At 62.0% G+C, this 12,112-nt stretch carries 11 protein-coding genes; 3 read left to right on the forward strand and 8 right to left on the reverse strand.

Going from position 1 to position 12,112, the window contains the following annotated elements; genetic code table 11:
- Window positions 1-203: 203 nt before the first annotated feature.
- Window positions 204-947 carry a UTRA domain-containing protein gene (locus H6B31_RS06440; RefSeq protein ID WP_204897801.1) on the forward strand — a complete coding sequence of 248 codons (744 nt, stop codon included), beginning with the start codon at window positions 204-206 and terminating at the stop codon, window positions 945-947.
- 738 nt (window positions 948-1,685) lie between these two features.
- Here the strand turns inward: H6B31_RS06440 and rnc are convergent.
- The 4 genes from rnc to H6B31_RS06460 form a co-directional block, all read right to left on the reverse strand.
- Window positions 1,686-2,357: a ribonuclease III gene (gene rnc, locus H6B31_RS06445; RefSeq protein ID WP_204897802.1), complete on the reverse strand. Its 672-nt coding sequence runs from the start codon at window positions 2,355-2,357 to the stop codon at window positions 1,686-1,688.
- Between the two features lie 93 nt (window positions 2,358-2,450).
- Complete coding sequence (gene acpP / locus H6B31_RS06450) at window positions 2,451-2,684, reverse strand: acyl carrier protein (RefSeq protein WP_087292074.1); 234 nt, start codon at window positions 2,682-2,684, stop codon at window positions 2,451-2,453.
- Between the two features lie 102 nt (window positions 2,685-2,786).
- Window positions 2,787-3,833, reverse strand: a complete 1,047-nt coding sequence (plsX, locus tag H6B31_RS06455; protein ID WP_204897803.1) for a phosphate acyltransferase PlsX — start codon at window positions 3,831-3,833, stop codon at window positions 2,787-2,789.
- A gap of 1 nt (window position 3,834) precedes the next feature.
- Window positions 3,835-4,086, reverse strand: a complete 252-nt coding sequence (locus tag H6B31_RS06460; protein WP_204897804.1) for a helix-turn-helix domain-containing protein — start codon at window positions 4,084-4,086, stop codon at window positions 3,835-3,837.
- 74 nt (window positions 4,087-4,160) lie between these two features.
- Between H6B31_RS06460 and H6B31_RS06465 the strand changes: the two genes are divergently transcribed.
- The gene (locus H6B31_RS06465) at window positions 4,161-4,388 is read left to right on the forward strand and encodes a hypothetical protein (RefSeq protein ID WP_204897805.1); all 228 of its coding nucleotides are present in this window, start codon (window positions 4,161-4,163) and stop codon (window positions 4,386-4,388) included.
- A 1,422-nt stretch (window positions 4,389-5,810) separates the two neighbouring features.
- Here H6B31_RS06465 and trmFO read toward each other — a convergent pair.
- From trmFO to dprA, 4 genes are all read right to left on the reverse strand, one after another.
- Window positions 5,811-7,115 (reverse strand): methylenetetrahydrofolate--tRNA-(uracil(54)-C(5))-methyltransferase (FADH(2)-oxidizing) TrmFO, encoded by a 1,305-nt coding sequence (trmFO, locus tag H6B31_RS06470; protein WP_204897806.1) that lies wholly within the window; start codon window positions 7,113-7,115, stop codon window positions 5,811-5,813.
- Between the two features lie 137 nt (window positions 7,116-7,252).
- The gene (locus H6B31_RS06475; RefSeq protein ID WP_204897807.1) at window positions 7,253-7,606 is read right to left on the reverse strand and encodes an endonuclease domain-containing protein; all 354 of its coding nucleotides are present in this window, start codon (window positions 7,604-7,606) and stop codon (window positions 7,253-7,255) included.
- 78 nt (window positions 7,607-7,684) lie between these two features.
- Window positions 7,685-10,033 (reverse strand): type I DNA topoisomerase, encoded by a 2,349-nt coding sequence (gene topA / locus H6B31_RS06480; protein ID WP_204897808.1) that lies wholly within the window; start codon window positions 10,031-10,033, stop codon window positions 7,685-7,687.
- 52 nt (window positions 10,034-10,085) lie between these two features.
- Window positions 10,086-11,300 (reverse strand): DNA-processing protein DprA, encoded by a 1,215-nt coding sequence (dprA, locus tag H6B31_RS06485; protein WP_204897809.1) that lies wholly within the window; start codon window positions 11,298-11,300, stop codon window positions 10,086-10,088.
- A gap of 113 nt (window positions 11,301-11,413) precedes the next feature.
- Here dprA and H6B31_RS06490 point away from each other — a divergent pair.
- A partial coding sequence (locus H6B31_RS06490; RefSeq protein ID WP_204897810.1) for an MFS transporter occupies window positions 11,414-12,112 on the forward strand: 699 nt, incomplete at its 3' end.

The raw sequence follows: 12,112 nt of genomic DNA on the forward strand, positions 1-12,112 counted from the left end.
TTCCCTCGTTTTTTGGAGAAATCCCGTCTCTGTGCACCACAAATCATAGTATACTTGTTTAAACAAGTCAATGCGCCATTTTCATAAAACTGGAATCTGTTTTTTGTTCAAATTCACCCAGCCGCTTGTCCTTGACTTTTCCAGGCCGGGAGTGGTAATCTGATACCGCATCACAACAAGTTGTTTAAACAGGGAGGCCCCCTATGCCCCGGCAGAAATACGAACAGATTTATTCCATCCTGAAAGGCCAGATCGAGGCCGGAGACTACCCGGTGGGCGGCCTGCTCCCCTCGGAAAATGTGCTTATCGGGGAGTTTCAGTGTTCCCGGAATACGGTGCGCCGTGCCCTGGCCAACCTGGTGCGAGACGGCTATGTGCAGACCCGGCAGGGCTGGGGGGTGTGCAACATCTACCAGCCTATTGAGACCTCCGCCTACACCATGGGCACCATCGAATCCTTCGCGGAGACCGCCCGCCGCACCGGCCAGAACAGCGCCACCCGGGTGGTGCTGTTTACCACCTGCACCGCCGACGAGGCCCTGTCTCGCCGCACCGGCTTTCCCCCAGGCACCGAACTCTTCTATCTCCAGCGGGTCCACGACCTGGACGGCGTGCCACGCATCTTCAACCACAACTACTTCCGCCGGGACTGCATGCCCGGCCTGACGAAGGAGATCGCCCAGGGCTCCATCTACCGCTATCTGGAGCAGGAGGTCCATATGTCCATTGTCACCAGCAAGCGCACCATCACCGTGGAGATGGCAGATGAGTTGGACCGGACGTGGCTGACCTTGGACGGCTTCAACTGTCTGGCGGTGGTGAGCAGCCAGACCTACAACAGCGACGGAGTCATGTTTGAGTACACCCAGTCCCGCCACCACCCCAGCATCTTCCGCTTCCAGGACAACGCGGTGCGCACGGCCGCCCGCCCGCCGGCGGAGCCGTGACCTGCCCGAAAACTGTCTGACCGGACCGGCTCTTTATAGTGTGCCTGGAGCGTGGATAAAAATACCTCTGGGTGACGTTTCCCAAACAGGTCCGGCAAACCAACAGAGACAAATTTTCCCTGATACAGGAAAGCTGTCTGCGGCAGGGGGACTGCTATAAGGAACGGATCCATACACAAAGGATTGTCGAAGGGTCGCGCTATTCAGTATACAAAGCATTTCCAGCGGGAAAATCTGCGGGATTTCCCCCACCTTGCTTCTGGGCCGCCGGCCCCTCCTCTCTAAGCATTGCGGCTGACACATTTCTTCTCCCCGCCTGCCTGACCGCACAGGTGACGGCCGGCGCGCAGAACCCCAAAGGGCTTGTCCACCCTAACCCTGGAACACCTTATGACACAAAAAAACTGGTGCAGAACCATTCTGCACCAGTTTTTCAGTTTTATTGAGACGGAATTTTGGCTTGAGGGCGCTGTTCAGCGCGGCTCGCTTTCGCTCGCAAAAGAGGCCGAACTGGACGGCTTTCAGCCGCCCAGCTTCGCAATGGCGGCTTTCGCCGCCATTTGTTCAGCCGCCTCAGAAAAGCTCCGCTTTTCCGGGTTCCCTTATTTTTCAATCCTCAGGCGGGCAGAGCCCGCCTTCCGGCAAGAAAATTTACGGCTTTCAGCCGGAAATTTTGCTTGGACGCGCCGTTCGGCGCGGCTCGCTTTCGCTCGCAAAAGAGGCCGAACTGGACGGCTTTCAGCCGCCCAGCTTCGCAATGGCGGCTTTCGCCGCCATTTGTTCGGCCTCTTTTTTGCTGTGGCCCTTGCCGGAGCCCACGGGGGTTCCGTTCAGGTCCACCTCCACGAAAAAGCGCTTATCGTGGTCGGGACCCTCCTCGCCGGTGAGGCGGTATTTCAGCACCTGGCCGCTCTCCCGCTGGACCAGCTCCTGGAGGGCAGTCTTATAGTCCCGGGAGCTGTTCAGTCCCTCGATCTCCCGGCAGAGGATATACCGCTGGATGATCTTCCGGGCCGATCCGATGCCGCCGTCCAGATAGACCGCCGCCAGCACCGCCTCCACTGCATCGGCCTGAATGGAGGGCCGGTGCCGTCCGCCGCCGGACTCCTCCCCTTTTCCCAGGCGCAGGTACTCCCCCAGATTCAGCTCCGCGGCCACCTCCACCAGGCTCTCCTCGCACACCAAGGCCGCCCGGGTGCGGGTCAGCTCCCCCTCGGGCAGGTCGGGGTGGTTGCGGTACAGGTGGTCGGCCACCACCATGCCCAAAATGGAATCCCCCAGAAACTCCAGCCGCTCGTTGCTCTGAAGCTTGCCCCGGCTCTCGTTGGCACAGGAGCTGTGGGTCAGGGCGTTTTCCAGCAGGGCTGTATTTTGGAAGGTATATCCCAGCTTTTCTTCTAACGTGGTCATTCGGCTCTCTCTCCTCTCCGATCAGGGCCGTCCGGACAAGCAAAACTCCGCCGGCGGCGGAGTTTTGATGGTATGTCCAGCATTGGGGGCTGATCAGTCGACTTTACTCTGCAGAAAATGGACCAGGTCTCCCACCGTCTTTACCGAGGCGGTGTCCTCTTCGGTGAGCTCGCCGATGTCGAACTCCTCCTCCAGAGCCATGGTCAAATCCACCAGATCCACAGAATCCGCGTTCAAATCGTCCTCAAAGGAGGTATCCATGGTGATGGAATCGGCATCCACATTGAACTGCTCTGCGATCAGTGCGCATACTTTTTCAAAAATCATAGCTGACTGCTCCTTTTGCTTGTGCGTACCGGCACGTTTTTCTTTCCTTACTATATGCAGAATCCCCTGCCCTGTCAATAGTCAAATGGGAATTTCTCCGCATCACTCGTGTCTGCCGCCCTCCAGCTCCACGGGGTCCAGCCGCATGACGTCGATGTTAGCCGCGATATTTTCGATAATCCCGGAGGAGGCCACCTGGCTGGCCTGGCGGACGGCGTTCTGGATGGCCAGGGTGTCGGAGGAGCCGTGGGCCTTGATCACCGGTTTGGAGATGCCCAGCAGGGCGGTGCCCCCCACTTCGCTGGAGCTCATCATCTTTTTTAGGTTTTTCAGCCCGTCGGCCACCAGCACGGCGGCCAGCTTGGTCAGCACTCCCTTCAGGAACATCTTTTTCAGTTCCTTGGCCAGATAGAGGCCGGTGCCCTCCATGGTTTTCAGGAAGATGTTCCCAGAGTAGCCGTCGGCCACGATCACGTCCACCGCGCCCTCCACGGCCTCCCGGGCCTCAATGTTGCCCACGAAGTTGATGCGGCCCTCCTCCCCGGCCTTTTTCAGCAGGGGGTATACCTCGGTCTGAAGATCGGTGCCCTTGGAGGGCTCCACGCCGATGTTCAGCAGGCCTACCTTGGGCTCGGGGCGGCCCAGCACATGCTCGGCGTAGTAGGAGCCCATGTAGGCAAACTGGATCAGGTACTCCGGCGGACACTTCACATTGGCTCCCGCGTCGATGAGGATGGCCCCGCCGTTCCCGGTGGGCACCACAGGAGCCAGGGCCGCCCGGCGGATGCCCTTGATACGCTTGATGAGCAGGGTGGCCGCCCCCAGCAGGGCGCCAGTGGAGCCGGCGGACACGAAGGCGTCCCCCTCCCCGTTTTTCAGCAGGTTCAGCCCCACGGTAAGGGAGGAGTCCTTCTTCTCCCGGAAGGCGGTGGCCGGGTTGTCGCAGATCTCCACCACCTCGGAGGCGTGGGCGATCTCCACCCCCGCGGGCAGGTCCTGGATGCCGTTGTCCTTGAGCACCTTCAGGATCTCCTCCCCACGGCCCACCAGGGTGATGTCCACCCCGTACGCCTTGTTGGCCTGGATGGCCCCCATGACCGGGGCCTGGGGCGCGTTGTCGCCGCCCATGGCGTCCACGATGATCTTCATGTCAAGTTCCTTCTTTCTTCGGTGGTATCAAAGTCCTGGGCTCGTCGATTAAACCTAGGAGGTAATCCGCTGAGACGTTGTAATGCTGACAAATTGCCGCAAGCCGGTCAAAGGAGGTGGCCTTTCGGCCGTTTTCAATATCGCTGATAGTGGCCTGTGTAGCTCCTATGGCTTCCGCCAACTCTTTCTGCTGTTCTCCATGGGCTTTTCGGAGTTTTTTCACGCGGATCGCAAAAATTTCTTTGCAGAGCATGGCATCACCTCCTTGACAAATATATCTAACGGCATTATTATATATCTATAAGCATTTTAATTGGTGGTGTCAATATGATTCCAGAACTTCAAAAACTCTATTACTACGAAATTGACCATGCCCACCTGGACTTTGACTCCGACCCAGTCTATCAGGAGAAGATGGCCCGGACGCTGGCTGAACTGGGGACCCAGGAGCTCTCCCCCGCCCTCTTTTCTCTGCTGGATACTGCAAACCAAATCTCCTTTACCCACGGCTTTCGGCTTGGGGTTTCCCTGGTTCGGTGGGCGCTGCGGGGGTAATTGCAGGGGGTTCCGCCGTCTGCGGACGGCGGGTTACTTTGCCCACGGCGGCTCGTCGTCGCAAAGTCCACTCCACTCCGTTTCCGCCTAGCGGCGAAAACTGCGTTCGTTTCCTTGCTCCTCCTCTTCCCGGCGAACCCGCTTCGCTGGGCTTCGCCGGGAGCCACGAGGGATTGGGCAAAACGCCGCCGGGGCCGACTCCCCTTATCAAGGGGAGATGTCCCGAAGGGACAGAGGGGATAGGGACCGGCTCCGATGAGCACTTCGTGCTCATAGTCGCCTTTCCCCGGACCCCATTTTACGAGGGCCGCCAATTAGGAAGGCCAGCAGGTCATCGCAAAGTCGCGGGTGGCTCAGCCGACACACCGCTCCTCGTCTTTCGCTTCGTCGTCGCAAAGTCCGCTTGTCTCCGTTTCCGCCTGACGACGAAAACTGCGCCCGCTCCCTTGCTCCTCCTCTCCAACGCAACCCCACTCCGTTGGGCTTTGCGTTGGGTGCCGCCTTCGGCGGCCTATATAATATCAGAGTTCGGGGACTTGGCATTTCCCTTTTGGGAGCGCCTTTGCTGCGGTGGGGCTCAAGTTGTGCGGTGGGGGTGTGATACGAACCCTAGCCTTCCCCTTTAGGGGAAGGTGGCACGGCCAAAGGCCGTGACGGATGAGGTGCGGGCGGCCACATGGGGCCGCCCCTACGGCAAATAAAGAGGCGGGTGCGTTTTTTGCGTAGAGGCCGGACACTGGCCGGCCCGCTGAGGGTTCTCTGCCATATCGGAGCCCACCCTCATCCGCCTCGCATATGCTCGGCACCTTCCCCCTTAGAGGGGGAAGGCTTGCGGGCGGCTGATAGCCGCCCCTACGGCGAACGGGGAGACGGCTGCATTTTTCTCGTAGGGGCCGGTCCCAGACCGGCCCGCGGGAGGGGCACACCCCAGGGTGACTTCATCTCGGCCTAAGAGCCGCCGCTTTGCGGCGGTTGGCCTCGAAATGCGCCTGCGGGCGCGATCTTGCCCTTTCGGGGCAATTCACATTCAGCCCCTACCCTACGAATCTCAAGAAAGGCCCTCCTGGCTTGGGTAGGGGAGGCCCTTGGGCCTCCCGCCGATGACGGACCAGCCACCACCTGCTCGGCAAAGCCAGGCGCGGAAGGGAAAACGCACCGGCCACAATTTTGGGAAAACCAGGGCCCAGTGGCCCGGAATAAAACGCAAGAAACCACTCAGATTTTGCGCGCCGGAAACATTGCAAAGCCTAACAAGTACGCGTCCCCCGTAATGGGGGACCGGGGGTAAGGCGAATATGGGCACGTCAGTGCCCATCCTGAGCCGTCCCCCGGCGATCCTTTGGTTTCTTTCCCATCGCTGGGAAAGAAACTCGCCCCGCAGGGCGAAACCCTGCAAAATAGGGCGGCGAAATCCCCCTGCAATTAGGAGAGATCCAGCTTTTCCAAAGCCTCTAAGGCCCGCTTGGACAGCTCGGCATTCTTGTTCCGCTTCCCCTTGACCCGATACCCCAGGGGCGGGATGAGCCCGAAGTTTACATTCATCGGTTGAAAGTGTACCACAGAACCATCGCTGATGTAAAGAGCCAACGCGCCCATGGCGGTCTCCTGGGGGAAATCAATGGGGGGCTTCCCCTGCAGCTCCCGGGCCAGTTCCATGGCCGCCAGGCACCCGGAGGCGGTGGACTCCACATATCCCTCCACCCCGGTGATCTGCCCGGCGAAGCGGACCCGAGGCTCGGTGCGCACCCGGTAGTACCGGTCCAGCAGCCGGGGAGAGTCCAGGAAGGTATTCCGGTGCATGACCCCGTAGCGCACATACTCGGCGTTTTTCAGGGCGGGGATCATGGAGAACACCCGCTTCTGCTCCGGCCATTTCAGATGGGTCTGGAAGCCCACGATGTTGTAGATGGAGCCCTGAGCGTTGTCCTTTCGCAGCTGTACCACAGCAAAGGGCTCCTTCCCCGTCTTGGGGTCCTTCAGGCCCACCGGCTTCAAGGGACCGTAGCACAGGGTGTCCCGGCCCCGCCGGGCCATGACCTCCACGGGCATGCAGCCCTCGAACACCCCGGCGTCCTCAAAGCCGTGGACCTCCGCCTCCTGGGCGGTGGTGAGGGCCTCCCAGAAGGCCTGATACTCCTCCTCGGTGAGGGGGCAGTTGATGTAGTCCGGGGTGCCCCGGTCATACCGGGAGGCAAACCAGGCGCTGTCCATGTCCACGCTCTCAAAGGTGACCAGGGGAGCCGCCGCGTCGAAGAAGTGGAGGTAGCTGTTTTGCGGATACCGGCCGGCGATGGCCTCCGCCAGCGGGTCGGAGGTCAACGGACCGGAGGCCACGATCACGTTTCCCTCCTCCGGGATGTCCAGCACCTCCCCCTCCACCACCGTGATGTTGGGGTGGCTGCGGATTTTTTCCGTGATGGCGGCGGAGAAGGCGTGGCGGTCCACCGCCAGGGCACCCCCTGCCTCCACCCGGTGGGCGTCGGCGCAGGCCATAATGAGGGAGCCGCACCGGCGCAGCTCCTCCTTCAAAAGCCCCACCGCGTTCTCCAGCTGGTCGGAGCGCAGGGAGTTGGAGCACACCAGCTCCCCGAAATCCCCGCTGTGGTGGGCGGGGGTCATCTTCTGAGGCTTCATCTCCCGCAGTTCCACCGGGATGCCCCGCTGGGCCAGCTGCCAGGCCGCTTCGCTGCCGGCCAGACCGGCGCCTATCACGATCACAGGTTCCATGGGTTCCTCCTGTCTTTTGGGTCTCAACAATACAATCCGGCTTCCCCACTGGGGCTTCCGGCGTGACTGAGGGGCTTCCCCCTTCCGGCCCTTTGGGCCACCTCCCCCACAAGGGGGGAGGCTTTTTCCTGACCTGATCAATCCGGAGAAACAATCGATCGTTCAATCGCTGTACAAACACCGGAGAAATTTTGGTCTACGTCCAGATTTGTAAAACGCAGTACGCGCATGTTCTGTTGCTGCAAATAAAAGTCCCGCTTCCGGTCATATTCATACTGCGCCCACTCATAGTGCCCACCCCCGTCCAATTCGATCACAAGACGGGCGGATGGACAAAAAAAGTCCACAATATATGGGCCAATGGGCTGTTGTCGCCGAAAACGTACAGGGTGTTTGGATAAAAAATCATACCATAGTCTGCGTTCCTGACGTGTCATATGCTTTCGCAGATCACGCGCACGCTTGATCATCTCTGAATCTGTATGTCCCATACACATCTCTCAATACACTTGGCTCCCCCCTTGCGGGGGAGCTGTCGGCGCAGCCGACTGAGGGGGGCTTTCCCCCGCTTACTCCTCTGACTTCTTAGCCGCCGTCTTTTTGGACGCTGTGGTCTTCTTTGCGGTGCTCCTGGCTGCGGTGGCTTTTTTCGCGGTCGTCTTGGCGGAAGCCGTCTTTTTGGCCGCCGTCTTCCTGGTGGCGGGCTTTTTGGCCTCCTCCGCCGCGGCGGTCTCACCGGCGGCCTCCCCTCCCTCCGCGGAGGTCTCGGTCTTTTTCCGCCAGCCGCCCCGCTTCTCCTCGGGGGTGAAGTTGGAGCAGGACTCATTGATACAGAAAGGCTTCTTGAAGCCTCGGCCGGACTTCTTGAACATGGTCCAGCCGCACACGGGGCAGTTGTCCTTCACCGGCACGTCCCAGGTCATAAAGTCACAGCGCTTGGACTCGTCCTTATTGCTCAGGTGTTCACAGCAGTAATAGGTGTACTGCTTGCCCGTCTTTTTGCTCTTGCCGGTGCGCTTGAGGAGCCGCCCCCCGCACTTGGGGCATTTTCCCGGCATCTCCACCACCAGGGGCATGGTGAAGTCGCACTCCGGCCAGCCGGGGCAGGCCAGGAAGCGGCCGAACCGTCCGGACTTGATCACCAGGTTCCGGCCGCACTGGGGGCAGATCTCCTCAGAAACCTCGTCGGGGACCTTGATGCGCTCCCCGTCCAGCTCCTGCTCCGCCTTGTGGAGCTCGGCCTCGAACTCGCCGTAGAAGTCGGAGAGCACCTTTTTCCAGTTGGCGGTGCCCTCCTCCACCTTGTCCAGCTCCTCCTCCATCTGGGCGGTGAAGGTGGGGTCCACGATGTCCTGGAACTTGTCCTTCATCAGGCCGGTGACCACCTCGCCCAGGGGGGTGGGGCGCAGGGCGCGGCCCTCTTTGACCACGTACTCCCGGTTGAGAATGGTGGAGATGGTGGGGGCGTAGGTGGAGGGGCGGCCGATGCCCTTCTCCTCCAGGGCCCGGATGAGGGTGGCCTCGGAGTAGCGGGCGGGGGGCTGGGTGAAGTGCTGCTCCTCCTTGGTGCCCTTCAGCTCCAGGGGCTCCCCCTCCTTCAGGTCGGGGAGGGGGGACTGGGGGGCCTCCTCCTCGTCGTCCCGGCCCTCCTCGTACACGGCGGTGAAGCCGGAGAACTTCAGCTCAGACCGGCTGGCCCGGAAGGCGTAGCCGGCGGACTGGGCCTCGATGGAGACGCTGTCGTACACGGCGGAGGCCATCTGACAGGCCAGGAAGCGGCTCCAGATCAGCTTGTAGAGGCGGAACTGCTCGGTGGTCAGGTCCTTCTTGATGTCCTCGGGCACCAGGTTCACGTCGGAGGGCCGGATGGCCTCGTGGGCGTCTTGAGCGTTGCCCTTGGTCTTGTAGTGGCGGGCCTTGGGGGGGTAATACTCTTTTCCGTAGCGGCTCTCAATAAAGCCCTTGGCGGCGGCGATGGCCTCCTCGGACAGCCGCAGGGAGTCGGTACGCATGTAGGTGATGAGGCCCACGGTGCCCTCGCCGGTGATGTCCACGCCCTCGTACAGCTGCTGGGCAATGGACATGGTGCGGGCGGGGGTCATGTTCAGCTTCCGGGAGGCCTCCTGCTGTAGGGTGGAGGTGGTGAAGGGGGGCGCGGGGTTGCGCTGCTTGTCCTGGCGCTTCACCTTGGCCACCGACCAGGGGGCATTCTTCACCGCCTGGACCACCGCCTCGGCCTCCTCTTTGCTGTTCAGATCCATCTTCTTCTCCCGGCCGTGGAACATGGCCTGGAAGCCCCCCAGGTTGGGGGATACCCGGCTCAGGTCTGCCTGGATGGACCAGTACTCCTGGGGCTGGAAGGCGCGGATCTCCTCCTCCCGCTCCACCACCAGGCGGGTGGCCACCGACTGCACCCGTCCGGCGGACAGGCCCCGGCGGATCTTCTTCCACAGAAGAGGGGAGAGCTCATAGCCCACGATCCGGTCCAGGATACGCCGGGCCTGCTGGGCATCCACCAGATTCTGGTCGATGGCCCGGGGCTTGGCGATGGACTCGTTGACCACCTTCTTGGTGATCTCGTTAAAGGTCACCCGGTAGGTCTTGTCGTCGGGGATGTTCAGCAGCTCCTTCAGGTGCCAGGAGATGGCCTCCCCCTCCCGGTCCGGGTCGGTGGCCAGATAGACTTTGCCGCTCTTCTTGGCCGCCTTTTTCAGGTCGCTGATGGTGTCCTCCTTGCCCTTGATGGGCTGGTAGTTGGGCTCAAAGCCGTGTTCCACGTCCACGCCCAGCTTGCTCTTGGGCAGGTCCCGGACATGGCCCATGGACGCCTTCACCTCATACCCCGGTCCAAGGTACTTCCCGATGGTCTTGGCCTTGGACGGGGACTCTACGATCACAAGATCGGTTTTTGCTGCCACGTTGATAAACCTCCATAGATTCAAAGGGGCCGCGGGGCGCGGCCCCTGAACTTTATTCGTCCTCCAGCTTCACCAGAGAGGAAAACCGCCGCCCCGGGTGCTCCTGGACTGCGCCGTCCACCTGGAGCATAGTGAGGGCGGACAGCACCCGCCGGGCCGGGATCTGGGTCAGTTCCACCAGCTCGTCGGCGGTATAGGTCTTCTGCTTCTCCCCCAGTGTGTGGAGGATGGAGAGCTGGTCGTCGGTGAAGCGGGCCTTCTGCCGCTCCTTGGGGACCACCTCCCGCACCACCTCCGCCTTGGCGGAGGGCTCCTGCCGCTCCTCCCGGGGTTTGATCTGCTCCAGCCGCTGCTGGGCGGCCTCCGGGGACAGGGGGACCGCCTTGGAGAGCTTTTCCGGGAAGCGGTCCACGTATTCCTCCAAAATGTCCTGAGCACAGGTCACCGGGCGAGCCCCCTGGCGCAGCAGCCAGTTGGGCCCCTCGCTCATGGGGGCATCGATGTTGCCCGGGATGGCAAACACATCCCGATTCTGCTCCATGGCGTGGTTGACGGTCAGCATGGTGCCGCTGTGCCGGGCACACTCCACCGCCACCACGCCCAGGGCCAGGCCGCTGATGATCCGGTTGCGGACGGGGAAGTGCTCTCCGTTGTGCCGCGTCCCCGGTGGATACTCGCTGATAAGCGCTCCCGCCGCAGCCACGTCCTCGTAGAGATACCGGTTCTGCCAGGGGTAGGGCACGTCCACCCCGCCGGCCAGCACGGACACCACCCGGCCTCCGCCCTGGAGGGCCCCCTTCAGGGCGATGGAGTCGATGCCCTGGGCAATACCGGAGACCAGCAGCACCCCGTTTCGGGCCAGCTCCAGCCCCAGCTGGGCGGCCACCTTCTCCCCGTAGGGGGAGGGCTCCCGGGCGCCCACGATGCCGATGGCCGCCTCCTGGTCAAAGTGGAACAGGGTGCCACGGACGTACAGCACTGCCGGCGGGTCGGGAATCTCCCGGAGCCGCTCCGGGTAGTCGCCGTCCTGGAGGGTGAGCACCCGCAGGCCCAGGCGGTCACACTCCCCCAGGATGCGGTCGGGGCCCTCCATCCCCTTCTCCCGCAGAGAGCTGCGGGCCAAGGCGGACAGGCCGGGAATCTGGTCGTACTGCTCCGGATCGGCATAAAATGCCCGCTCCGGGCTTCCGAAGTAGTCCAGCACCTGGAGCACGCCCCGGGCTCCCAGCCCCTTTCGGGTGGTCAGCCAGATCCAATCCTTCAACATGATGCGCGCCTCCTCTCCCGCTCGAAGCGGTTTTCATTTCACGGACCTCACAAAATGCTTTACAATCTCATCACCTGTGTGGTACATTGGGCACAAGAAATGAGGGATTTCCGATGCCAAATTCTGTCTCTTCCCAGGCCGGTCGGGCATCCGCCCGGCGGGCCTGGCTGGTATGCCTGGGGTGCGGCCTGGCCCTGTTCACCGTCATGGGCCTGGGGATCAACGGTTTTACCGTCTACCAGCCCTATCTTCTGGAGCGCTTTCACCTCACCAACGGGCAGGGTTCCTGGATCACCACGGTGCGCAGCCTGTTCTCCCTGCTGTCCATGCTCAGCGCGGACGCCCTGTGCCGGCGGCTGGGCATCCGACAGGCCATGACCCTGGGATTGGGCTTTTTTGTGGTCTCCTACGCCCTGTTCGGCGCGGCCTCCGCCTTTCCCACCCTGTGCGCCTGCGCCGCCCTGTCCGGGCTGGCCTACGGCTTCGGTGGGATGATCCCACTCACGCTGGCCCTCTCCCACTGGTTCCGGGACCGGCGTGGCCTGGCCCTGGGACTGGCTGCCGGAGGAAGCGGTCTGTCCACCGTGCTGGCGCCCCCTCTGCTGGAGGAAGCCATTCAGCACCTGGGTCTGACCGCCGCCTTCTGGCTGGAAGGGGGCGTGGGAATCCTTCTGACCCTATGTGTGTTCCTTCTGGTGCGGGACCGGCCGGAGGAGCTGGGGCTCATCCCCTACACTGCGTCCGGCAGCAGCGGAGCTTCCGTACCGGCAGAACGGCCCGCCCCGCCCCGACTCTGTCTCTTATACACATCT

Source organism: Pseudoflavonifractor capillosus, assembly GCF_016899775.1.
Classification (GTDB): Bacteria; Bacillota; Clostridia; order Oscillospirales; family Oscillospiraceae; genus Lawsonibacter.